We start from the raw sequence: 24,184 nt of genomic DNA, 5'->3' as shown, positions 1-24,184 counted from the left end.
AAGAGTCGTGAGATGATGATGCAAATGTATTATTACGTAGAGAGTTTAACTGGTCTCTACGATTTCAAGGCATTTCTGACGATAGATATCCTTTGGTAGCTTATTAGTAATAAGAACATCAATATCTGCGAGGTCGCATATTTTATATAATGAATAGCGCTCAAACTTACTGCTATCGACCATCAGAATTTTTTGGTCGGCCACTTTCAGCATTTCTTGTTTCAGACGCACGTTGACTTCATTGCTATCTTTGATTTCCAGGCCAGAATCAAGGCCCTGGCAAGAAAAGAACAGTTTATTGACCTTAAAGTTATTTATAATAAATTCAGCTACCGGCCCATGAAAATCGCCGTGTCTTTCAGAATACTCACCACCCACGCTGACAATTCTTATTTTCTTTCGGCAGGCTAATGTCTGAATAATATTTAATGAATTGGTAATTACCGTCAGTTCGATATCGGGCAACTGCCGTGCTAAAAACCAGCATGAACTACTATTATCCATAATAATGCATTCATGCTCATGAATGTACTGTAATGCGCTTTTGGCAATGCGCATTTTTCGCTCTGGTTGCTCTTTTGTTCGCTTAATAAATGCTTCAGCTTTATCGACAAAATTCCCATTATTTGTGGGATTATCCACATCTAAAAATGATGTATTATTTTCTGAAATCATCGCACCGCCAAAGCTACGGACTAATTTTTTATTTTTGGCAAGCACAGTTAAATCTCGGCGAATAGTTTCCGGAGACACACCAAATATTCGCGACAATTCATTGACTCTAGCGCAACCATTTTCAACGACAAATTCCAGAATTAATGAGTGACGTTTAACTTGTAACATATAAGTTCTCAAGAAAGCATCCAGGATTTAATGACATAAATGTAACAAAATCATCCATATCATTAAGTGATTCAAATCATACAAAATCAAAACAAGCGTTCAGCTTTTTTTAATTTGAAGTCAGTCATACATTTAAAGTAAGTTGCATTTTTTAAGATGGGATTTTGTGATAAAGGTAGCAAAATATAACTTCATTAATGCCCCGGCACTCAACGTCAATCAATAGAATGGGCAAACTCGGTCAAAAAAATAATACCCGTTTGTGCCCGATTCAGTCACCGCAGGATGCACATAATCTGTATTGTCGTAATAGCAGGTCAAATAACCTCGTGGTCAAACCATACGGCAGCGCCACAGCGTCACCACTTTCGCCGCTTCCGAGAGCAGTAAGAGCCCGATAAAGAACGCTATCCCCTTGAACCCCATTTCACGCAGCATCCATAACACCAGCGAAAGCGACGGCAGCATAAAGACCAGACGCAATGGCGTTTGCGCCCACGTCAGCCACAGGGCATAACGGCTCTGACGCAAGAAAAGAACCATCGACACGGGAATGCTGGTTATCAACAAGAAATTAAGCGGAAACAGCCACGCGGCGGCTGAGCCGTAGGTATGCAGAAGTTGGAGATATGCGAGGATATCGTCGTAGAACGGTACGCGCCGGTGATAGAGATTCCAGCCGACAAACTCAATGAGATAAAAAAGATCCATCCCAGCCCAAAACCAAAAGACTTTTTTGCGTTTCAGTTTCATCGCACTCCTTGCGAAAAAAACAGGCCCTAAAAAGGGCCTGATTATCATGGCTAATAATTACGCGTTTTTCAGCACTTCGCTGACAATCTCCACCGCTTCTTTCTCAATCTGCTGACGATGCTCAGCGCCAAGGAAGCTTTCACAGTAGATTTTGTAAGCGTCTTCAGTACCTGACGGACGCGCGGCAAACCAGCCGTTCTCGGTCATCACCTTCAGACCGCCAATTGCCGCACCGTTGCCCGGAGCCGCAGTCAGGCGCGCGGTGATCGGGTCACCTGCCAGCGTGCTGGCGCTTACCATTTCCGGAGAGAGCTTAGACAACGCTGCTTTCTGGGCAGAAGTTGCAGAAGCCTGCAGACGGTTGTAGCTTGGCGCGCCGAAGCGTGCTGCCAGTTCATCATAGTGCTGCTGCGGATTTTTCCCGGTTACGGCGGTGATTTCCGCCGCCAGCAGGCACATGATGATGCCGTCTTTGTCGGTAGACCACGGCGTGCCGTCGAAGCGCAGGAACGAAGCGCCCGCGCTCTCTTCGCCGCCGAAGCCGAAGCTACCGTCAAACAGACCATCAACGAACCATTTAAAACCAACCGGTACTTCCACCAGCTTGCGGCCCAAATCATTCACTACGCGATCGATCATTGCCGAGGAGACCAGAGTCTTACCGACAGCAACATCTTTGCCCCACTGCGGACGATGCTGGAACAGGTAGTTAATCGCCACTGCCAGGTAGTGGTTCGGGTTCATTAACCCGGCAGGCGTCACGATACCGTGACGGTCGTAATCCGGGTCGTTAGCGAAGGCCAGGTCGAACTTGTCGCGCAGCGCCAGCAGGCCCGCCATGGCGCACTCGGAGGAGCAGTCCATACGGATCGCGCCGTCTTTATCGAGGTGCATAAAGCGGAAAGTCTGATCGACATTATCGTTAACGATAGTCAGGTTCAGCTTGTAGTACTCAGCAATGCGTTTCCAGTACTCAATACCGGAGCCACCAAGCGGATCAACACCCAGCGTCAGGCCCGCTTTCTGGATAGCCGCCATATCGACGATATCCGCCAGCCCTTCGATAAACGGCTGCACCAAATCCTGCTCTTTCACATGCCCTGAAGCCAGCGCCGCATCAAGAGAAATACGCTTCACGCCTTGCAGGCCAGCAGCCAGCAGTTCGTTAGCGCGATTTTCAACAACTTTAGTCACGTTGGTATCAGCCGGGCCACCGTTCGGCAGATTGTACTTGATACCACCGTCTTCCGGCGGGTTATGGGACGGAGTAATGACGATGCCGTCAGCCTGTGGGCCGCCTTTCTTGTTGTGCACCAGAATCGCATTAGAAATCGCCGGCGTCGGGGTGAAACCGTTATTTTCCTGAACGATGACATCAACACCGTTCGCCGCCAGCACTTCCAATACGGAAATGAAAGCAGGTTCGGATAGCGCGTGGGTGTCCTTCCCGACGTAGCATGGGCCGGTGATCCCGTTCTTTGCGCGGTCTTCAGCAATTGCCTGGGCAATCGCCAGAATATGCTGCTCGTTGAAGTTGTGGCGCGCCGCGCTGCCGCGGTGGCCGGAGGTGCCAAACTTCACAGCATGTTCCGCATTGCCCACTTCTGGCTTCAGCACATAGTACTGGGCGGTCAGTTGGGCGACGTTAATCAAATCACTCTGTTGCGCAGGTTGACCTGCGCGCTTATCGATTGCCATTGCCTGATCCTTCTGGTGCAAAAGTTAAATGACTAGATCGTACCGCAAACCTTTTCGATCAATTCAGCAGGGAACTGCATTGACTGCATGATATGTTCAATCATGCTGCATTTGCGGCCGGTATTGGTATTTGTAATAACCCACCACGGCGTGCCCGGAACCTGCTTAGGTTTTGTCTGATTACCATTTTTCTGTAGCGTCCGCTCATCTTCAGCGAAATAGACGCGAGTGCGCCCATGCAGAGACTCGGTCGCCTCCGCAAAGCCTTTGCTGTCTAAGGAGTAGAGGGTAGTCAGAACCAGCATGAAACGGTTTACCGCGCGTTTTTGTTCGGCGTACTCATCAGATAGCAGCAGCTCGCGCATGGCGCGGACTTTATCCTTCAGAGGATTGGCGGGTTTCACTTCAACGACAGGCGTTGGCGCCGGAGCCGGAACGACTTTCGCTACTGGTGCGGCAGGCTGGGAAACGGCGGAAAACTTCAACATGCGCCGTAAAATGTCGGATGCACTCTCGCCAATATGCTTGGTGTGGCTGGCAATATAGCTATAGAGTTCATCATCAACTTCAATTGTTTTCATCTTAATCCAGTACGATATCTTTTCTGAATACAAGTTGTCGGGATTATAAGGACAAATCCCAACCGCGGATAGCGTCAAACCAGGATGGCGGTAAAACTCGGAAATCTTCCGGGTCTTGCAGCCGGATGGCAGAATGTCCAACATAATACCCTAACCCGACGGAGCGAAAAAAAGAACTTTGCCATGAAATTAAATAGCCGAGCGCAATCTGCACAGAATCCGCACAATAATCCCCCTATCGTCCTGGTCCATGGCCTTTTTGGCAGTCTGGATAACCTTGGGATCCTCGCCCGCGATCTGGTCGCTGACTACGATATTTTACAGGTCGATATGCGAAATCACGGTCTTTCCCCGCGCGCACCAGAGATGACCTATGCCGCGATGGCTCAGGATTTGATTGATACTCTCAATGAATACCAAATAGAAAAAGCGACCTTTATTGGTCACTCAATGGGCGGCAAGGCGGTCATGGCGCTGAGCGCGCTGGCCCCGGAGCGCATTGCGGGCCTGGTTGCGATAGATATTGCCCCTGTGGATTATCACGTTCGTCGCCATGATGAAATCTTCGCCGCCATCAATGCCGTGACCGACGCCCACGCGGCCACTCGCCAGCAGGCAGCGACGGTTATGCGCGAACACCTTCATGAAGAAGGCGTCATTCAGTTCCTGCTGAAATCCTTTGTGGACGGTCAGTGGCGGTTTAACGTGCCGGTATTGTGGGAGCAATATGACAATATCGTCGGCTGGCAAACCATCCCCGCCTGGCCGCATCCGGCGCAGTTTATCCCCGGCGGTAACTCACCCTACGTAACCGATGCCTACCGTGAGGCTCTGCTGGCTCAATTCCCCCAGGCACGGGCCCATGTGATTGCCGGAGCCGGACATTGGGTACATGCAGAAAAACCAGAGGCCGTTTTACGGGCAATACGCCGTTATTTGACCTCCATAGCCGCGTAACTGGCTAAAATCTGCCCGACCGCGCGGCAGAATGCCCGCGGTCGTTGGCGCAGCCCCTCGCCTGATGTATTATGGCGGGCTATCTGCGTCGGCTATGCCCGACAGCTTGTTTCCCCCGAAGTCACTCTGAATCATGGCAAAAGAACAAACGGACCGTACGACATTAGATTTGTTCGCAACCGAGCGTCGGCCGGGTAGACCGAAAACCAATCCGCTTTCACGCGACGAACAGCTGCGTATCAATAAACGCAATCAGCTCAAGCGCGATAAAGTTCGCGGTTTGAAGCGCGTTGAGCTGAAGCTCAATGCCGATGCGGTTGATGCGCTCAATGAGCTGGCCGAAGCCCGCAACATGAACCGCAGCGATCTTATTGAAGAGATGCTGATGAACCAACTGGCGGCCCTGCGCAGCCAGGATAAAGCCTAAAACCCTCAAAAAATAAGCTTTCATGTAGCAGAGTGTGCAGTCGGGCGTGATTGCTGTTTCCGCGCCCTTCTCAGTTCTGCTATCATTGCCCCTATCTGTGGGCATTTAAGTCCCTACCACATCATTAAGTTTCAAGAGGTTATTTTACTCATGGCAATCATCGGCATCTTTTTTGGCAGCGACACCGGCAACACCGAAAATATTGCAAAAATGATTCAAAAGCAGCTTGGTAAAGATGTTGCTGATGTTCGCGACATTGCCAAGAGCAGCAAAGAAGATCTGCAAGCTCACGATATTCTGCTGCTCGGCATCCCAACCTGGTACTACGGTGAAGCACAGTGTGACTGGGATGATTTCTTCCCGACGCTGGAAGAAGTCGATTTCAACGGCAAACTGGTCGCGCTGTTTGGCTGCGGCGATCAGGAAGACTACGCTGAGTACTTCTGTGATGCGCTGGGTACCATTCGCGACATCATTGAACCGCGCGGCGCCACTATCGTTGGTCACTGGCCGACTGCTGGATATCATTTCGAAGCATCTAAAGGTCTGGCAGATGATGACCACTTCGTGGGTCTGGCCATCGACGAAGACCGTCAGCCAGAACTGACTAACGAACGCGTGGAAAAATGGGTAAAACAGATTTCTGAAGAGCTGCACCTCGAAGAAATCAAGAATGCCTGAGTCTAAACGGCGTTATCGTCAGATTTCGCCGAATTAATAGATAAAAGCAATCAAAGTTATAGCTACAAGTTTTTAACTTTTAATCACATATCTGTACAATGTCCTCTGATTTAACGAGGTCACGTGAAGCACTTTGTAGCCAGTGCCTCGTTTTTGACAGCATACAAGGCCCGATGCTTGCAGTTTTCATTTCACCATGGCAGTTCTATAATGAGACGCATTACATCGGGTGATTCTCTGTATTACTTCCGCTGATGGAAGTAGATCGTTTAGCAACAGGACAGATTCCGCATGACTGACAACAATACCGCATTAAAGAAGGCTGGCCTGAAAGTAACACTTCCGCGATTAAAAATCCTGGAAGTCCTGCAGGAACCGGATAACCATCATGTCAGTGCGGAAGACTTATATAAACGCCTGATTGATATGGGTGAAGAGATTGGCCTGGCCACCGTCTACCGCGTACTGAACCAGTTCGACGACGCCGGCATCGTCACTCGTCATAATTTCGAAGGTGGTAAATCCGTTTTCGAACTGACGCAGCAGCATCATCATGATCACCTGATTTGCCTCGATTGCGGCAAAGTGATCGAATTTAGCGATGACTCAATTGAAGCTCGTCAGCGTGAGATTGCCTCCCGACACGGTATTCGCCTCACCAACCACAGCCTGTACCTGTACGGTCACTGTGCAGAAGGCGATTGCCGCGAAGATGAACATGCCCACGACGCGGTGGAAAAGTAATTCCCCGTTGCGTAAGCAGCAAAAAGCCAACCTGATGGTTGGCTTTTTTTATGGCTACGAAAAGTAAAAATCAGGGTTTCGTGTTGTTGCTACGAATCTCTTTCCAAATCTGGTCACAGCGCGACTGTACAGCCTGATCGTTACCGGTTTTACGCGCCTGGATACATTGCTGGTAATCCAGTACTCGCACGCTTTCCTGGGTGGCGAACTGCTGATGCTGCTTCTCTTGCTTCAGAACGTCTAATACGCTCTGGCAGGCTTCGACTTTATCTGGGTTACCTTCAGCAGTATTAATACAGGCGCTGTAGGCATCTTTTAACTTTGAATCCTCTTTCGGCGCTGGCGACTGCGTGCAGGCAACCAGACCTGCCGCCATAATAGCGACAAGCAATAGCTTCTTCATAATCGACCTCGGGAAATTGCGGCAGGCTCATGCCCGCCGCACTGGCATCAGAAAATGGTAAATGGAGCAATAACCATGAACTTCACGTCGCGCTCATCCTGGAAGATGTTGCCGTAGCCGCCGCTCCAGCTTGGGATATCGGAGTGGTTGTCGTATTGAGTAAAGTGCAGTTTAAACAGCGTACCCTTCGCACGTCCTTCCTGTACGGTGTACATCGCATCCAGGCTGTAGGCTGACTCTTCCAGACGTTTGTCAGGGTTGTAGTAAGCATCAGGAGAAGACATTTTTCCTGGTTTTGCATCCCATGCATAAACGTAGGACGCGCCGAAGGCCCAACCCGGCATATTCCAGTTCTTCATGTCATACATCGCACCGAAGAACACCGCTTTTTCACCGTTGGCGTTGAAGTCAGAGCGGTTATCCCACCAGACATCGAGACGACCGTTAGATGAGGCGTAAGTCGGCGTCATACGTTGCAGGAAGTAGCCCTGCTGACCATCGGCTTTAACCCAGGTTCCTTCCAGGCGCAGGTCGAGAACATCGGCAACTTTATAGCCAAAGGTCAATGCCTGCAGCCAGGCGGTACCATCATAAATATCGTTCGCCCCGCCGTTACTGACTTTATCGCGAGTACCGTAGAACTGGTAGCTGGTGTTTAGCGGCGTGCCTGCGATATCAAATTTGTAGCTGGCCTTAGGGAAGGTGCGAACAAGTCCCTGATATGAGATCATGTTTGTCATCTGGAGCCATGGAACAGGGTTCATCATGAGTCATCAACTTACCTTCGCCGACAGTGAATTCAGCAGTAAGCGCCGTCAGACCAGAAAAGAGATTTTCTTGTCCCGTATGGAGCAGATTCTGCCATGGCAAAACATGGTGGAAGTCATCGAGCCGTTTTACCCCAAGGCTGGTAATGGCCGGCGACCTTATCCGCTGGAAACCATGCTACGCATTCACTGCATGCAGCATTGGTACAACCTGAGCGATGGCGCGATGGAAGATGCTCTGTACGAAATCGCCTCCATGCGTCGGTTTGCCCGGTTATCCCTGGATAGCGCCTTGCCTGACCGCACCACCATCATGAATTTCCGCCACCTGCTGGAGCAGCATCAACTGGCCCGCCAATTGTTCAAGACCATCAATCGCTGGCTGGCCGAAGCAGGCGTCATGATGACTCAAGGCACCTTGGTCGATGCCACCATCATTGAGGCACCCAGCTCGACCAAGAACAAAGAGCAGCAACGCGATCCGGAGATGCATCAGACCAAGAAAGGCAATCAGTGGCACTTTGGCATGAAGGCCCACATTGGTGTCGATGCCAAGAGTGGCCTGACCCACAGCCTAGTCACCACCGCGGCCAACGAGCATGACCTCAATCAGCTGGGTAATCTGCTGCATGGAGAGGAGCAATTTGTCTCAGCCGATGCCGGCTACCAAGGGGCGCCACAGCGCGAGGAGCTGGCCGAGGTGGATGTGGACTGGCTGATCGCCGAGCGCCCCGGCAAGGTAAGAACCTTGAAACAGCATCCACGCAAGAACAAAACGGCCATCAACATCGAATACATGAAAGCCAGCATCCGGGCCAAGGTGGAGCACCCATTTCGCATCATCAAGCGACAGTTCGGCTTCGTGAAAGCCAGATACAAGGGGTTGCTGAAAAACGATAACCAACTGGCGATGTTATTCACGCTGGCCAACCTGTTTCGGGCGGACCAAATGATACGTCAGTGGGAGAGATCTCACTAAAAACTGGGGATAACGCCTTAAATGGCGAAGAAACGGTCTAAATAGGCTGATTCAAGGCATTTACGGGAGAAAAAATCGGCTCAAACATGAAGAAATGAAATGACTGAGTCAGCCGAGAAGAATTTCCCCGCTTATTCGCACCTTCCCTTAGCGAAATACTGGTCGATGTAACCCTGTGCCTGGCCAAATGCGGCTTCCAGCACGAGGTCATTTTTAAAATCATACTTGGCGCCGAGAGAGTGGAGATAATCAACCTTGGTTTTCTTATCGTTCTGGTAGAACTCGTCCATTTCGATGTGCCACGGTGCTTTATATTCGTTTGTCCACATATAGGAGAAACTCAGCGCGCCCGTATCACCATAATCAAAGTTGGCACCGGCTTCAGCACCCTGGTAAGTACCCGGCATAAAGCTCCAGTGCGGAGCCAGCAATGTTTGACCGGTAGGCTGGATATAGCCTGCACGTGCCCATGCCGGGCCAAATTTAAATTTGGCGGCTGCTTTGTACAGACTGATCCCGCTCTTATCACCGGAATAGTCTTCATCATAAGTTTTATTGCGCGAGGAGAAAGCGATTTCGTTCGGGTGGCCGCTGTCACCGCTTTCGCCCATTTCGATGGCGGTAAAGGCGGCGATATCAATACCGAACATGTCGGCAGCATAACCAGACTGGAAATCCAGGTTGGCGTTCCAGGTGGAATGAGAAAGGTTCGTCTGATAAGACTTATAGTTCGGGTTTTTTTCCTTATACTTAGTGCCATCCGGGGCAACTCGATCTACCGTTGGATTCAGATCTTTACGGTCACGCTCACGCTGCCAGTAATAGATGCCGCCGGTTAACGTTGAATCATCAATGAACCCTTCTGCTTTCGCATCCGGTACCATTGCAAAACCTGACAGTGCTGTCACACCGGCGATAGCCAGCGCCAGCGTACTACGTTTGCCACTAAACGTACGCATATGCATATCCTCTTTGACTTTTTAAAAACGCAGCTACCAAGGGCAACTAGCGAAAAAAATAAAATAAAACTGCTTAAAAAGTGGAGCGGTAAAATCCGCATAACCACTGGGTATAGACTATTTTTCGTGACGCGAATTATCAATCTCTTTCGGTGACCAAAGATGAAGATTATGACAAAGCGCACATAATCTATGTCTTTTTGTTTCAGTCGTAGAAGTCATGCATTTGACGTGGAAGTGCTTGCTATATCAGAAAAAACAGGCGTAATGAAAGCGATTAGATGTTTTTATAGTGGATGACCGAAGGGATAAACAGTCGTAATTTTTACAATCTGTAAACAAGATTAATTCGCATCGCGAAAATATGACAATTTAATCCCCTGATTCTGAAATAAAAAAAAACGCCGCTGTTTGCGGCGTTCTCATTAATGGCGGATAACTACGCGCCGACTTTCGCCCAGGTGTCACGCAGACCAACGGTACGGTTAAATACCAAATTGGTTGCGGTTGCATAGCGGCTGTCGAGGCAGAAGTAACCTTCTCGCTCAAACTGGTATGCTTTTTCAGGCTGCGCCTGCGCCAGGCTTGGTTCAGCAAAACCCTGCTTGATAATCAGCGATTCCGGGTTCATGACCGACAGGAAATCATCAGCAGCACCGGGATTTGGCACGCTGAACAGACGATCGTAGAGACGAATCTCTACCGGCAGCGCATGTGCTGCGCTCACCCAGTGAATCACGCCCTTAACCTTGCGACCATCGGCCGGATCTTTGCTCAGGGTGTCAGCATCGTAGGTACAGAAAATAGTAGTGATATTACCTTCCACGTCCTTCTCTACGCGCTCGGCTTTGATAACGTAAGCATTACGCAGACGGACTTCTTTGCCCAGCACCAGACGCTTGTACTGCTTGTTCGCCTCTTCACGGAAATCCGCGCGATCGATCCAAATTTCGGCGCTAAATGGCACTTCACGGCTACCCATCTCCGGTTTGCTCGGATGATTCGGCATCGTTACCATTTCGCTGCCGCTCTGCGGATAGTTTTCGATAACCAATTTAACCGGGTCGATAACGGCCATCGCGCGCGGAGCGTTTTCGTTCAAATCCTCACGAATGCAGGATTCCAGCGAAGCGATTTCAATGGTGTTGTCTTGTTTGGTCACGCCGATGCGTTTGCAGAACTCACGGATGGATTCAGCGGTATAACCGCGACGACGCAGACCGGAGATCGTCGGCATACGCGGGTCATCCCAACCTTCAACGTGCTTCTCGGTCACCAGCTGATTCAGCTTGCGCTTGGACATCACGGTGTATTCGAGGTTAAGACGCGAGAATTCATACTGACGCGGATGCACGGGGATGCTGATGTTATCCAGCACCCAATCGTACAGACGGCGGTTATCCTGGAACTCAAGGGTGCACAGGGAATGAGTAATCCCTTCCAGCGCATCACTGATGCAGTGGGTAAAGTCGTACATCGGATAGATGCACCACTTGCTTCCGGTCTGATGGTGATCGGCAAACTTAATGCGGTACAGCACCGGATCGCGCATGACGATAAACGGAGAAGCCATATCAATTTTTGCACGCAGGCAGGCTTTACCTTCTTCAAAACCGCCGGTACGCATTTTTTCAAACAGCGCCAGGTTCTCTTCTACGCTGCGATCGCGATACGGGCTGTTTTTACCCGGCGCTTTCAGCGTGCCGCGATATTCGCGAATCTCTTCCGCCGACAGTTCATCAACATAGGCAAGGCCTTTGTTGATCAGCTCAACCGCATACTGATGCAGCTGATCGAAATAGTCAGACGAGTAGCAAACGTCCCCGGACCAGTGGAAACCTAACCACTGCACGTCGTTTTTAATCGACTCAACGTACTCGATATCTTCCTTCACCGGGTTGGTGTCATCGAAACGCAGGTTGCATTGACCCTGGTAATCCTGGGCGATACCAAAGTTCAGACAAATAGACTTCGCATGGCCAATGTGCAGATAACCATTCGGTTCCGGTGGAAAACGGGTATGAACAGTGGTGTGCTTACCAGTAGCCAGATCTTCATCGATTATCTGACGAATAAAGTTAGTCGGGCGGGCTTCTGCCTCACTCATCGCGGGTTCCTCAAAGCGTAAACAACGTATAACGGCGTATGATCTTATAAGCCGAAGAGGCTGACAACCTTTAGTTACGCAAAAAAGGTATCAAACGGAAATATTGAGGTTATTTGCACTAAAAAAAAGCGGCGCAGATTTCGCTGCGCCGCTTGAGGCATAAACTCTACTCAGGAGCCTTACTTGCCTTTAATTTCGTACAGCGGTGTCTGACCTGCTACAACCTTACCGGTTGCCTGAATAACCAGCGCGCTGTAGTCGTCGCTGTTGCTGCACACCACCGGGCTAATCATGGAACGCGCATTAGCATTCAGGAATTCAAGATCCAGTTCCAGAATCGGCTGGCCTGCTTTCACTTCAGCCCCCTCTTCCACCAGACGTTTAAAGCCCTGACCGTTAAGCGCGACGGTATCGATACCCATATGGACAACGATTTCCGCGCCATTTTCAGTTTCCAGGCAGAATGCATGGTTGGTGTTAAAGATCTTCACCACCGTGCCAGCAGCCGGAGCAACAACAATCTTGTCCGTCGGTTTCACCGCCACACCGTCGCCGACGGCTTTGCTGGCAAACGCTTCGTCCGGAACCTGCTCAAGAGCCACAATGTCACCGGTAATTGGCGAAACCAGCGTTTCCACGGTCTTCGCATTCGCCACGGCCTGTGGTTTAGCAACTGATGCAACAGGTGCGCTATGAGCAGAAGAGGCAGATGTCGCCGCAACCGGGCCACGCGCAACCACTTTCTTCATTTCATCACCAACGGATTCAGCTTTCGCACCCACGATAACCTGAATGGTCTGTTTGTTCAGTTTAACCACACCCGAAGCGCCCAGGCGCTTACAGGCCGCATCGTTAACCAGTGCAGAGTCTGCAACGGTCAGACGCAGACGAGTAATACACGCATCAATCGCTTTCAGGTTATCCGTACCGCCAACCGCTGCGATGTAGTTGGTTGCCAGTTGAGTCAAACCTTCTTCGGTATTGCTGTTTGCTTCCTCAGTCACCACGTCATCGGTTTTATCTTCACGACCCGGCGTTTTCAGGTTGAACATACGGATAACCGCACTGAACAGCAGGAAGTAAATGACGAAGAACACCACGCCCATAACAATCAGCATCCAGACGTTTTTACTGGCTGCTGGCAGGCTGTACATCAGAACATAGTCGATAGCACCTGCGGAGAAAGAGAAGCCCGCATGGATGCCCAGCGCTGTCGCAACGAACAGGCTGATACCGGTCAGGATGGCGTGCAGGAGATACAGCAACGGCGCCAGGAACATGAACAGGAATTCCAGCGGCTCGGTAACACCGGTCAGGAATGCGGTAATTGCGACAGACAGCAGCATACCGCCGACCATTGGACGACGTTCTTTAGGGGCCGCGAAGTACATCGCCAGCGCAGCACCCGGCAGACCGAACATCATGATCGGGAAGAAGCCGGACATGAACATCCCCGCCGTGCCGTCACCCGCGTAGAAGCGGTTGATGTCACCGTGGAATACCGCACCTGCGGCGTTAGTGAATTCACCAATCTGGAACCAGGCAATGGTGTTCAGAACCTGATGCAGACCGGTTGGGATCAGCAGACGGTTGATGAAACCGAAGATACCAGAACCCAGCGCGCCAGCGCCGACGATCCATTCTCCGCCTGCATGAATGGCGTTCTGCACCGGAGGCCATACATAACCGAAGATAGCCGCCAGCACCAGACAGAAGAAGCCGGTAGCGATTGGTACAAAGCGTTTGCCACCAAAGAAGCTCAGGAAGTCAGGCAATTTGATGCCCGACCAGCGGTTGTAAGTCGCACCCGCCACCAGACCAGTAATAATACCCGCCAGGACACCCATGTTAATAGCAGGGTTAATGGTGACCATCGCTTTGGTCAGGACGAAGTAACCTACTGCACCGGCCAGCGCTGCTGCACCCGCGCTGTCTTTAGACCAGCTGGAGGCAACACCGATAGCAAAAATCAGCGCCAGGTTATCAAAGATTGACCCGCCCGCCTGTGCAATGAACGGTATGTTAAGCAGATCGGGCTGACCGAATCGCAGCAGCAGCGCGGCGACTGGCAGCACTGCAATAGGGAGTTGTAACGCCCTACCGAGTCGCTGAAAAAAACCTAAAATATTCATCTTATTCCCCCTATGAGACCCCGATAAGGCTCATTCAAAGCCACTTTATTATTGTGTAACTTGGTTAAATTTTTAACTTACCTGCAAAGTGTCTGAAAAATTAATTCGTCTCGCAAATTAAATGGGCATTTTTTGTGACAATAGTCACCAAATATCGTATTAACCCCCGCCTTTTACTGGCTAACAACGAAAACTTATTTTATCATTCAAAAAATCAACACGGATTGACCCCAGCCGACGCAGTTACTGCAATACTCTTAATAGTATGCTGGCGCCAATCCGCCAGGTTCTAATTTAACTATAGAGGTGAACAATGAGACTGATCCCCCTGGTAACAGCTGAGCAAGTCGGTAAATGGGCTGCCCGCCACATCGTTAATCGCATCAATGCGTTCAATCCTACGGCGGATCGTCCGTTTGTACTGGGTCTGCCAACCGGCGGCACCCCGCTGACGGCTTACAAAGCGCTGGTTGAGATGCACAAAGCAGGCCAGGTCAGCTTTAAGCATGTCGTCACTTTTAACATGGATGAGTATGTTGGTCTGCCGAAAGAACATCCGGAAAGCTATCATAGCTTTATGCACCGCAACTTCTTTGATCACGTTGATATTCTGGCAGAAAACATTAATCTGCTGAATGGTAATGCGCCTGATATCGATGCTGAATGCCGTCGTTATGAAGAAAAAATTCGTTCTTACGGCAAAATCAACCTGTTCATGGGCGGCGTAGGCAACGATGGGCACATCGCGTTTAATGAACCGGCCTCTTCGCTGGCTTCCCGTACCCGCATTAAAACCCTGACTCATGATACCCGTATAGCAAACTCCCGTTTCTTTGACGGTGACGTAGACCAGGTGCCTAAATACGCGCTAACCGTTGGCGTAGGTACTCTGCTCGATGCAGAAGAAGTGATGATTCTGGTGTTGGGGGGTCAGAAAGCGCTGGCGCTGCAGGCAGCGGTTGAAGGCAACGTTAACCATATGTGGACCATTACCTGTCTGCAACTACACCCGAAAGCGGTTGTGGTCTGCGACGAGCCGTCTACGATGGAACTGAAAGTTAAGACCTTGAAATATTTCAACGAATTAGAAGCTGAAAACATCAAAGGTCTGTAATGTAGTCTCGTCCCGCGGCCGCCCCCGCGGGACAACCATTTTTGACAACCGGGGGTCGTAATGTATGCATTAACCCAAGGCCGGATTTATACCGGTCATGAAATTCTGGATGACCATGCGATCGTTATCGCCAATGGCCTTATCGAACGTATCTGTCCGCTGACTGATTTACCCACCGGGATTGAACAACGCTCGGTTGATGGCGCCATTCTTGCTCCCGGTTTTATCGACGTACAGCTGAACGGCTGCGGCGGCGTGCAGTTTAACGACACACCCGATGCCGTCACCGTTGAAACGCTGGAAATTATGCAGGAGGCTAACCAGCGCTCCGGCTGCACCAGCTACTTACCCACGCTCATTACCGCCAGCGATGACCTGATGAAACAGGGCGTTCGCGTAATGCGCGAATATCTGCAAAAGCATCCGAACCAGGCTCTGGGCCTGCATCTCGAAGGTCCGTGGCTGAACATTGTTAAGAAAGGCACGCATAACCCGGACTACGTACGTAAACCGGATGCCGCGCTGGTCGACTTTCTGTGCGAAAACGCGGATGTGATTACCAAACTCACGCTCGCCCCAGAGCGCGTTGAGCCAGAAGTGATCCGCAAGCTGGTCGCTGCAGGTATTATCGTTTCCGCAGGCCATTCCAACGCCACGCTGAAAGAAGCGAAAATCGGCTTCCGTTCTGGCATTACTTTCGCCACCCATCTGTTTAACGCGATGCCTTATATTACTGGCCGCGAGCCGGGTCTGGCGGGCGCGATTTTCGACGAACCGGATATTTACTGCGGCATTATCGTGGATGGTCTACATGTCGATTACGCCAACGTCCGTCTCGCTAAGCGCCTGAAAGGCGACAAACTGTGCCTCGTGACCGACGCGACAGCACCGGCAGGTGCCAATATTGAACAGTTCATTTTTGCTGGTAAAACAATATACTACCGGAATGGATTGTGCGTAGATGAAAACGGCACCCTTAGCGGTTCTTCGCTGACCATGATTGAAGGGGTACGTAACCTCGTCGAACATTGCGGCATAGCGCTGGACGAAGTGTTGCGTATGGCAACTCTCTATCCTGCTCGCGCGATTGGCGTGGACAAACAATTAGGCAGCATTGCTCCGGGGATGGTCGCTAACCTGACCGCATTCACCCGCGATTATAAAATCACCAAGACCATCGTTAATGGTAACGAGGTCGTCACTGAGTAAGTAAAAGTATGACAGCAGGCGGACAAGCTCAAATTGGTAACGTCGATCTCGTAAAACAGCTGAACAGCGCGGCCGTCTATCGGTTGATTGATCAGCACGGCCCAATCTCGCGTATTCAGATTGCGGAACAAAGCCAGCTTGCCCCTGCCAGCGTAACCAAAATTACGCGTCAACTGATTGAACGCGGCCTGATCAAAGAAGTCGATCAGCAGGCCTCCACCGGGGGCCGTCGCGCGATCTCGATTATTGCCGAAACCCGCAATTTCCACGCAATTGGCGTGCGCCTTGGCCGCTATGACGCCACCCTGACGCTGTATGATTTAAGCAGCAAAACCCTCGAAGAAGAGCATTACCCACTTCCGGAAAGAACCCAGGAAACCCTGGAGCATGCGCTGCTGAACATCATCGCCTCCTTTATGGAAGGCTGCCAGCGTAAAATCCGTGAGCTGATTGCTATCTCGGTCATTCTACCGGGCCTGGTTGACCCTGAAAGTGGCGTTATTCGCTATATGCCCCATATTCAGGTTGAAAACTGGGGGTTAGTTGAGGCGCTGGAAGCACGTTTTAAACTAACCTGCTTCGTTGGTCACGATATCCGCAGTCTCGCGCTGGCAGAGCACTATTTTGGTGCGAGTCATGATTGCGAGGACTCCATTTTAGTGCGAGTACACCGCGGGACTGGTGCGGGAATTATTTCCAATGGTCGTACCTTTATCGGCCGCAATGGCAACGTTGGTGAAATCGGGCATATCCAGGTCGATCCGCTGGGCGAGCGCTGCCACTGCGGTAACTTTGGCTGTCTGGAAACCATTGCTGCCAATGCCGCCATTGAGCATCGCGTTCGTCATTTACTGGAACAGGGCTATCAGAGCAAAATTTCAATAGATGACTGCACCATTAAAACTATCTGTAAAGCGGCGAATAAAGGTGATGCGCTGGCCTGTGAGGTTATCGAACATGTCGGTCGCCATCTGGGTAAAACCATCGCCATTGCGATTAACCTGTTTAATCCGCAAAAAGTGGTCATTGCCGGTGAAATCGTCGAAGCGGAAAAAGTCCTGCTGCCAGCGATTGAAAGCTGCATCAATAATCAGGCGCTAAAGGCATTTCGTAAAAATCTGCCGGTGGTGCGATCCACTCTCGATCATCGCTCAGCGATCGGCGCTTTTGCTCTGGTCAAGCGCGCGATGCTCAATGGGATCCTGCTCCAGCATTTGCTGGAAAGTTAAAGCCGCTTTATAGTTTCGCCTTTCTCCAACGATGTCGGACTGTCCATGACCATTCAAAACGTAATTTGTGATATTGACGGCGTGCTGATGCACGACAATGTGGCTGTGCCGGGCGCCGCTGAATTTATCAAGCGCATTCTCGAAAAAGAGATGCCGCTGGTGATGCTGACCAACTACCCTTCACAAACCGGTCAGGATCTGGCGAACCGCTTTGCGACTGCGGGAATTGATGTGCCGGATACCGCTTTTTATACCTCAGCTATGGCGACTGCGGATTTTCTGCGTCGTCAGGAAGGCAAGAAAGCCTACGTGGTGGGTGAAGGCGCGCTGATCCATGAACTGTATAAAGCCGGCTTTACCATCACCGACGTTAACCCTGACTTCGTTATCGTCGGCGAAACCCGCTCCTTTAACTGGGAGATGATGCATAAGGCCGCTTTTTTTGTTGCCAACGGCGCGCGTTTTATCGCCACCAACCCGGATACTCACGGTCGCGGATATTATCCAGCCTGCGGTGCGCTGTGCGCCGGCATCGAGAAAATCTCAGGCCGTCAGCCGTTCTATGTCGGCAAACCCAGCCCGTGGATTATCCGTTCAGCGCTAAACAAAATGCAGGCGCACTCTGAGCAAACAGTCATCGTCGGCGATAACTTGCGCACGGATATTCTGGCAGGCTTTCAGGCGGGCCTGGAAACCATTCTGGTGCTTTCTGGGATCGCCACGCTCGACGATATCGACAGCATGCCATTCCGACCATCATGGATTTACCCCTCCGTCGCAGAAATTGATATTTTCTGATCAAAACCACGTCCCCGGGCGTGGTTCTTCATTTCTAAGCGACCAAAAAACACCTTCCTCTAATAAAAATGCATTATCACTAAACATTCATCAATAAAAGCGTTCAAAACATAATCTTTTTTCATTATTCAGCAACAGTAGTTGCATTATTTCTTTTCTCGACCGTAAACCCCTTGCGCGCCCCGCTCCTTTGCGGCATTTTCTTAAGCATGCACTGAGGCTTCGCAATAAGACGCAGCCTGCACAACATTAAACAAGACAGGGTAACGGAGAAGGCTATGTGTTCAATTTTTGGCGTACTGGATATTAAAACTGACGCGGTCGAACTGCGTAAAAAGGCACTGGAACTTTCCCGCCTGATGCGCCACCGCGGTCCGGACTGGTCCGGTGTTTTCGCATGCGATAAAGCCATTCTGGCGCATGAGCGTCTGTCTATCGTTGACGTTAACGCTGGTGCGCAGCCGCTATACAATGCCCAAAAAACTCACGCCCTGGCCGTCAATGGTGAAATCTACAACCACCAGGCGCTGCGCGCAGAATACGGCGATCGCTATGAATTCCAGACTGGTTCAGACTGTGAAGTCATCCTGGCGCTGTATCAGGAAAAAGGGCCGGACTTCCTGGACGACCTGCAGGGGATGTTTGCATTCGCTCTGTATGACAGCGAACAAGACGCATATCTGATTGGCCGCGACCATATCGGGATCATCCCGCTGTATATGGGTCATGACGAGCACGGCAACTTCTACGTTGCTTCAGAAATGAAAGCACTGGTTCCGGTCTGCCGCACTATTAAAGAGTTCCCGGCGGGCAGTTACCTGTGGAGCAAAGATGGCGAAATCCGCCAGTATTATCAGCGTGACTGGTTCGACTATGACGCAGTCAAAGACAATGTTACTGATAAAAATGAACTGCGTCAGGCGCTGGAAGAATCGGTAAAAAGCCACCTGATGTCAGATGTTCCTTACGGTGTACTGCTGTCCGGCGGCCTTGATTCATCGGTTATTTCCGCTATCACCAAAAAATATGCCGCTCGCCGCGTTGAAGATCAGGAAAAATCAGAAGCCTGGTGGCCGCAGCTTCACTCCTTCGCCGTGGGCCTGGAAGGCGCACCTGACCTGAAAGCTGCGCAGGAAGTCGCTAACCATCTGGGTACCGTGCACCACGAGATTCACTTTACCGTACAGGAAGGTTTAGACGCGATTCGTGATGTTATTTATCACATCGAAACCTACGATGTGACCACCATTCGCGCTTCGACGCCAATGTATCTGATGTCACGTAAAATCAAAGCGATGGGCATCAAGATGGTACTGTCCGGCGAAGGTTCTGATGAAGTGTTTGGCGGCTACCTCTATTTCCATAAAGCACCAAACGCCAAAGAATTGCATGAAGAGACCGTACGTAAGCTGCAGGCGCTGCATATGTTTGACTGCGCCCGCGCCAACAAAGCGATGTCAGCCTGGGGCGTTGAAGCACGCGTACCGTTCCTGGATAAGAAGTTCCTCGACGTGGCAATGCGCATTAACCCGCAGGATAAAATGTGCGGCAACGGCAAAATGGAAAAACATGTTCTGCGTGAATGTTTTGAATCCTACCTGCCGGCAAGCGTCGCCTGGCGCCAGAAAGAGCAGTTTTCTGACGGTGTAGGTTACAGCTGGATCGATACGCTCAAAGAAGTCGCGGCAGAACAGATTTCCGATCAGCAGCTGGAAACGGCCAGCTTCCGTTTCCCGTACAACACGCCATCGTCAAAAGAAGCGTATCTGTATCGTGAGATCTTTGAAGAATTATTCCCGGTACCCAGCGCTGCGGAATGTGTACCCGGTGGCCCGTCCGTTGCCTGTTCTTCAGCGAAAGCCATTGAGTGGGATGAGTCGTTCAAAACCATGAACGATCCATCAGGACGCGCAGTCGGCGTGCACCAGTCGGCTTACTAAATAACCATCAATATCTAAAACGGATCCTACGGGGTCCGTTTTTTTTATGCCTTATGCAAATCATTAAAAACGATAAATAACCAATAATTGCCGATTATTACATCACGCTGTTCGCAACCTAACCAAACAGTCGTTTTCAGCCCATTTTCGATGAAAAAGGGGTTGACGCTTTAAGGCTCAATACGCATAATGCGCCCCGCAACGCCGATAAGGTAGCGCGAAAAAAAGATGGCTACGTAGCTCAGCTGGTTAGAGCACATCACTCATAATGATGGGGTCACAGGTTCAAATCCCGTCGTAGCCACCATATTTTGCGGGAGTGGCGAAATTGGTAGACGCACCAGATTTAGGTTCTGGCGCCGCAAGGTGTGCGAGTTCAAGTCTCGCCTCCCGCACCATTTACTCTTTCGCGTTGCAAGTAAAAGTTTTTTGTTGGGGTATCGCCAAGCGGTAAGGCACCGGTTTTTGATACCGGCATTCCCTGGTTCGAATCCAGGTACCCCAGCCATATTTCTTCGATGTTTGCGGTTCACCGCGACGGTATTGGGGTATCGCCAAGCGGTAAGGCACCGGTTTTTGATACCGGCATTCCCTGGTTCGAATCCAGGTACCCCAGCCATCGAAGAATATGATAAGATTTTGGCTACGTAGCTCAGCTGGTTAGAGCACATCACTCATAATGATGGGGTCACAGGTTCGAATCCCGTCGTAGCCACCATACAAGGACTTATTGATTTAGTTCGATAAATCCAAAAAAATTGTTGGGGTATCGCCAAGCGGTAAGGCTCTGGTTTCTGATACCAGCATTCCGAGGTTCGAATCCTCGTACCCCAGCCAATTTTAAAAGTCGCTCACATTGTGGGCGCACCCGTTGGGGTATCGCCAAGCGGTAAGGCTCTGGTTTCTGATACCAGCATTCCGAGGTTCGAATCCTCGTACCCCAGCCACTTAATAGCAAAAAGCTCGCTTCGGCGGGCTTTTTGCTTTCTGACGTTTACATCACACACATCATTTCGTCGCCCGGCTCAGCACAAGCCGGGAACGTCTTGTTTATAACCCCAACGCGTACTTCAGTGCCTGTCGCTTCAGGACACCAGCTCGCCCGGCAGCCATCAGACCGATATTTCGCAGCATACGGATTGGTGCCAGATCGTTGCTGAACCCGGCATAAAACAGATCCATCCCCGTTTGCATAATCAGGTTATCTGCTCTGCGCCGGGCCTGGTAGCGCTTGAGTACAGGCAGACTGGCCCACTCTTCACCATGCTCGCGCGCACGAGAAAGAATATCCAGCAGCGCATCAACATCACGATAGCCTAAATTCACCCCCTGCCCCGCCAGCGGATGAATGGTGTGCGCGGCGTCGCCCACCAGCGCCAATCCCGGCTTAACGTATTGCAGCGCGTGGCGCCGGGTCAGCGGGAATGCACCCGCGCTTAGCGGTGTAACCTCACCCAGACGAGACGGGAAATGGCGGGCAATTTCTTGCTGCAGCTGAGCCATATTCATTCCCTGCAGTTGGCGGATCCGCGCGGGCGTATCGTACCACACGAGTGAAGCCCAATGGTCGAACAGCGGTAAAAATGCGCGCGGTCCCGTTGGAGTGAACTGCTGCCAGGTACTATCACCGGGATCGTCCACGCACTGCACGCTTATCAACATGCAGGATTGCTGATACTGCCACGCCTGGACGCCGATTCCCGCCAGTTGCCGTACCTGCGAGTTAGCGCCGTCCGCGCCAATAACCAGTCGTGCGTCGTACTGATTATCATCAGTCAACGTTAGTGAAGCATGCGTTTCTTCGTGGCGCATTTCCTTCAATGACGCTCCCACATGAAGAGAGACTTGCGCATGGGCTTCCAGCGCCTGCCATAAAGCAAGCTGGAGGACGTTATTTTCCACCATGTAGCCCAGCTCAGGCAGCTCTAGTTCTGCCGCATTAAAGGCAACATGGGCACTTTCCCACTCCCAAGTCTCTAGTTGACGATAAGCATGGGCGCGCATCACCCGAACTGAATCCCAGACACCCAGACTTTTCAGTAATCCTACGGATGAAGCGCTGATTGCCGAAATACGCACATCTGGAACCGAGGTCGCATCAAAAGTTGGCGGCGCATTTTTTTCAATCACCGTCACCGTAAAGCCGCGCTGTGCCAGCCCCAATGCCAGGGCGCCGCCAACCATTCCGCCGCCGACGATAACGACATCTGTTGCATGAATTGTCATGGCTATTATCCTTAAACTCGAATCCCTTGAGTTTACCGGATTTTTATTCACCTTGCGGTGATTGCGGTCGTACTGGTCAGGGCGCGGTCAAAGCATTACAATACGCGCCCTGCAATCCTGGCTTTATATCCGTCACCCTTCACATTGCAGAGCAACATCCGGTGAAGACGCTGACTTTGGGTATACCTAATTAAGCATGAGCAAGTCGATGACAAAAAAACTCCATATTAAAACCTGGGGCTGTCAGATGAACGAATACGATTCATCAAAGATGGCCGATCTGCTGGATGCCACGCACGGGTTTCAACTCACTGAAGTGGCAGAAGAAGCGGATGTGCTGCTGCTCAATACCTGCTCAATCCGTGAGAAGGCCCAGGAAAAAGTTTTCCATCAGCTCGGTCGCTGGAAACTGCTGAAAGAGAAAAACCCCAACCTGATCATTGGCGTTGGCGGCTGTGTGGCTTCTCAGGAAGGCGATCATATTCGCCAGCGCGCTCACTATGTCGATATTATTTTCGGGCCGCAGACCCTGCACCGCCTGCCGGAAATGATCAACTCCGTACGCGGTAATCGCAGCCCGGTTGTCGATATCAGCTTCCCGGAAATCGAAAAATTCGATCGTCTGCCGGAACCCCGTGCCGACGGGCCAAGCGCATTTGTTTCGATCATGGAAGGCTGCAACAAATATTGCACCTATTGCGTGGTGCCTTACACTCGCGGTGAAGAAGTCAGCCGCCCGAGCGACGATATTCTGTTTGAAATCGCACAGCTCGCGGCTCAGGGCGTGCGTGAAGTTAACCTGCTCGGGCAGAACGTGAACGCCTGGCGCGGTGAAAACTACGATGGCACCCCAGGCAGTTTTGCCGATCTTCTGCGCCTGGTTGCGGCGATCGACGGTATTGACCGGATTCGTTTTACCACCAGTCATCCGATCGAATTCACCGATGACATTATTGAGGTTTATCGCGATACACCAGAGCTGGTGAGCTTCCTGCATCTGCCGGTGCAGAGCGGTTCTGACCGCGTGCTGAATCTTATGGGGCGCACCCATACGGCTCTGGAATACAAAGCGATTATCCGCAAACTGCGCGCGGCACGTCCTGATATTCAGATTAGCTCCGACTTCATCGTCGGCTTCCCTGGTGAAACCACCCAGGATTTCGAGCAGACCATGAAGTTGATTGCGGATGTGAATTTCGACATGAGCTACAGCTTTATCTTCTCCGCGCGCCCGGGCACCCCGGCAGCCGATATGGTCGATGACGTACCGGAAGAAGATAAGAAACAGCGCCTGTATATTCTGCAGGAGCGAATCAACCAGCAGGCAACGGCATGGAGCCGTCGTATGCTCGGCACCGTGCAGCGTATTCTGGTGGAGGGCACTTCACGTAAAAGCGTTATGGAGCTTTCCGGCCGTACCGAGAATAACCGCGTGGTCAACTTCGAAGGTTCACCTGAGATGATTGGCAAGTTTGTCGATGTCGAAATCACCGACGTCTGGACAAACTCTCTGCGCGGTAAAGTGGTACGTACCGAAGACGAAATGGGCCTGCGCATCGCAGAAACGCCGGAATCGGTGATTGCTCGTACCCGTAAAGAAAACGATCTTGGCGTCGGTATCTACCAGCCATAATCCG

19 protein-coding genes, 7 tRNA genes and 2 pseudogenes are annotated in these 24,184 nt (G+C 51.1%); 18 read left to right on the top strand and 10 right to left on the bottom strand.

Features of this window, described 5'->3' with window-relative positions:
* Positions 1 to 45: 45 nt before the first annotated feature.
* The 4 genes from HV127_RS16015 to seqA form a co-directional block, all read right to left on the bottom strand.
* Positions 46 to 843: a DeoR/GlpR family DNA-binding transcription regulator gene (locus HV127_RS16015; RefSeq protein ID WP_182237210.1), complete on the bottom strand. Its 798-nt coding sequence runs from the start codon at positions 841 to 843 to the stop codon at positions 46 to 48.
* 333 nt (positions 844 to 1,176) lie between these two features.
* A complete protein-coding gene (locus tag HV127_RS16010; RefSeq protein WP_182237208.1) occupies positions 1,177 to 1,596 on the bottom strand; it encodes an arginine:ornithine antiporter in 420 nt (139 codons plus the stop codon).
* Between the two features lie 57 nt (positions 1,597 to 1,653).
* Positions 1,654 to 3,294: a phosphoglucomutase (alpha-D-glucose-1,6-bisphosphate-dependent) gene (pgm, locus tag HV127_RS16005; RefSeq protein WP_182237206.1), complete on the bottom strand. Its 1,641-nt coding sequence runs from the start codon at positions 3,292 to 3,294 to the stop codon at positions 1,654 to 1,656.
* A gap of 32 nt (positions 3,295 to 3,326) precedes the next feature.
* Positions 3,327 to 3,875, bottom strand: coding sequence for a replication initiation negative regulator SeqA (seqA, locus tag HV127_RS16000; RefSeq protein ID WP_181483032.1), 549 nt, complete (start codon positions 3,873 to 3,875; stop codon positions 3,327 to 3,329).
* A 183-nt stretch (positions 3,876 to 4,058) separates the two neighbouring features.
* Here seqA and ybfF point away from each other — a divergent pair, with 183 nt between their 5' ends.
* The 4 genes from ybfF (at position 4,059) to fur (ending at position 6,684) form a co-directional block, all read left to right on the top strand.
* The gene (gene ybfF, locus HV127_RS15995) at positions 4,059 to 4,832 is read left to right on the top strand and encodes an esterase (RefSeq protein WP_181483033.1); all 774 of its coding nucleotides are present in this window, start codon (positions 4,059 to 4,061) and stop codon (positions 4,830 to 4,832) included.
* 133 nt (positions 4,833 to 4,965) lie between these two features.
* Positions 4,966 to 5,259, top strand: coding sequence for a LexA regulated protein (gene ybfE / locus HV127_RS15990; protein WP_110273365.1), 294 nt, complete (start codon positions 4,966 to 4,968; stop codon positions 5,257 to 5,259).
* A 150-nt stretch (positions 5,260 to 5,409) separates the two neighbouring features.
* On the top strand, positions 5,410 to 5,940 hold the full coding sequence (gene fldA, locus HV127_RS15985) for a flavodoxin FldA (protein ID WP_167492801.1): 531 nt from the start codon (positions 5,410 to 5,412) through the stop codon (positions 5,938 to 5,940).
* Between the two features lie 291 nt (positions 5,941 to 6,231).
* A complete protein-coding gene (gene fur, locus HV127_RS15980; protein ID WP_004885952.1) occupies positions 6,232 to 6,684 on the top strand; it encodes a ferric iron uptake transcriptional regulator in 453 nt (150 codons plus the stop codon).
* A 70-nt stretch (positions 6,685 to 6,754) separates the two neighbouring features.
* Here fur and chiQ read toward each other — a convergent pair whose 3' ends face one another.
* Together chiQ and HV127_RS15970 are read right to left on the bottom strand one after the other, a co-directional pair.
* A complete protein-coding gene (chiQ, locus tag HV127_RS15975; protein WP_181483034.1) occupies positions 6,755 to 7,087 on the bottom strand; it encodes a ChiQ/YbfN family lipoprotein in 333 nt (110 codons plus the stop codon).
* Between the two features lie 47 nt (positions 7,088 to 7,134).
* Positions 7,135 to 7,800, bottom strand: a pseudogene (locus HV127_RS15970) (OprD family outer membrane porin); the annotation flags it as partial.
* A gap of 52 nt (positions 7,801 to 7,852) precedes the next feature.
* On the opposite strand from HV127_RS15970, the gene HV127_RS15965 reads away from it, so the two are divergent.
* Positions 7,853 to 8,833 (top strand): IS5-like element IS5 family transposase, encoded by a 981-nt coding sequence (locus HV127_RS15965; RefSeq protein WP_042934497.1) that lies wholly within the window; start codon positions 7,853 to 7,855, stop codon positions 8,831 to 8,833.
* A 146-nt stretch (positions 8,834 to 8,979) separates the two neighbouring features.
* Here HV127_RS15965 and HV127_RS15960 read toward each other — a convergent pair.
* The 3 genes and pseudogenes from HV127_RS15960 to nagE form a co-directional block, all read right to left on the bottom strand.
* Positions 8,980 to 9,792, bottom strand: a pseudogene (locus HV127_RS15960) (OprD family outer membrane porin); the annotation flags it as partial.
* A gap of 439 nt (positions 9,793 to 10,231) precedes the next feature.
* Positions 10,232 to 11,899, bottom strand: a complete 1,668-nt coding sequence (glnS, locus tag HV127_RS15955) for a glutamine--tRNA ligase (RefSeq protein ID WP_182237204.1) — start codon at positions 11,897 to 11,899, stop codon at positions 10,232 to 10,234.
* A 179-nt stretch (positions 11,900 to 12,078) separates the two neighbouring features.
* Entirely contained in the window at positions 12,079 to 14,031 is a 1,953-nt protein-coding gene (gene nagE / locus HV127_RS15950; RefSeq protein WP_182237202.1) for a PTS N-acetyl glucosamine transporter subunit IIABC, read from the bottom strand.
* Positions 14,032 to 14,344: 313 nt separating this feature from the next.
* On the opposite strand from nagE, the gene nagB reads away from it, so the two are divergent.
* From nagB to HV127_RS15890, 12 genes are all read left to right on the top strand, one after another.
* The gene (gene nagB, locus HV127_RS15945; RefSeq protein ID WP_110273359.1) at positions 14,345 to 15,145 is read left to right on the top strand and encodes a glucosamine-6-phosphate deaminase; all 801 of its coding nucleotides are present in this window, start codon (positions 14,345 to 14,347) and stop codon (positions 15,143 to 15,145) included.
* Between the two features lie 60 nt (positions 15,146 to 15,205).
* Positions 15,206 to 16,354 carry an N-acetylglucosamine-6-phosphate deacetylase gene (gene nagA, locus HV127_RS15940; protein ID WP_182237200.1) on the top strand — a complete coding sequence of 383 codons (1,149 nt, stop codon included), beginning with the start codon at positions 15,206 to 15,208 and terminating at the stop codon, positions 16,352 to 16,354.
* Between the two features lie 8 nt (positions 16,355 to 16,362).
* A complete protein-coding gene (locus HV127_RS15935) occupies positions 16,363 to 17,583 on the top strand; it encodes an N-acetylglucosamine repressor (protein WP_181483038.1) in 1,221 nt (406 codons plus the stop codon).
* 45 nt (positions 17,584 to 17,628) lie between these two features.
* Entirely contained in the window at positions 17,629 to 18,381 is a 753-nt protein-coding gene (locus tag HV127_RS15930) for an HAD-IIA family hydrolase (protein ID WP_110273356.1), read from the top strand.
* A gap of 278 nt (positions 18,382 to 18,659) precedes the next feature.
* The gene (gene asnB / locus HV127_RS15925) at positions 18,660 to 20,321 is read left to right on the top strand and encodes an asparagine synthase B (RefSeq protein ID WP_182237198.1); all 1,662 of its coding nucleotides are present in this window, start codon (positions 18,660 to 18,662) and stop codon (positions 20,319 to 20,321) included.
* 230 nt (positions 20,322 to 20,551) lie between these two features.
* Positions 20,552 to 20,628, top strand: a tRNA-Met gene (locus tag HV127_RS15920).
* Positions 20,629 to 20,634: 6 nt separating this feature from the next.
* A tRNA-Leu gene (locus HV127_RS15915) sits at positions 20,635 to 20,719 on the top strand.
* A 35-nt stretch (positions 20,720 to 20,754) separates the two neighbouring features.
* A tRNA-Gln gene (locus HV127_RS15910) sits at positions 20,755 to 20,829 on the top strand.
* A 36-nt stretch (positions 20,830 to 20,865) separates the two neighbouring features.
* Positions 20,866 to 20,940 (top strand) — tRNA-Gln (locus HV127_RS15905).
* 22 nt (positions 20,941 to 20,962) lie between these two features.
* A tRNA-Met gene (locus HV127_RS15900) sits at positions 20,963 to 21,039 on the top strand.
* A gap of 44 nt (positions 21,040 to 21,083) precedes the next feature.
* Positions 21,084 to 21,158: transfer RNA gene (locus HV127_RS15895), tRNA-Gln, on the top strand.
* Between the two features lie 35 nt (positions 21,159 to 21,193).
* Positions 21,194 to 21,268: transfer RNA gene (locus HV127_RS15890), tRNA-Gln, on the top strand.
* A 103-nt stretch (positions 21,269 to 21,371) separates the two neighbouring features.
* Here the strand turns inward: HV127_RS15890 and ubiF are convergent.
* Positions 21,372 to 22,547 carry a 3-demethoxyubiquinol 3-hydroxylase gene (gene ubiF, locus HV127_RS15885; protein WP_182237196.1) on the bottom strand — a complete coding sequence of 392 codons (1,176 nt, stop codon included), beginning with the start codon at positions 22,545 to 22,547 and terminating at the stop codon, positions 21,372 to 21,374.
* Between the two features lie 208 nt (positions 22,548 to 22,755).
* Between ubiF and miaB the strand changes: the two genes are divergently transcribed.
* Positions 22,756 to 24,180, top strand: a complete 1,425-nt coding sequence (gene miaB, locus HV127_RS15880) for a tRNA (N6-isopentenyl adenosine(37)-C2)-methylthiotransferase MiaB (protein WP_181483040.1) — start codon at positions 22,756 to 22,758, stop codon at positions 24,178 to 24,180.
* Positions 24,181 to 24,184: the final 4 nt, after the last annotated feature.

This window comes from Klebsiella sp. RHBSTW-00215, from assembly GCF_014103785.1.
Lineage (GTDB): Bacteria > Pseudomonadota > Gammaproteobacteria > Enterobacterales > Enterobacteriaceae > Klebsiella.
Note: the sequence above shows the minus strand (reverse complement) of the source record. Positions and strands in the feature narration are given on the sequence as shown.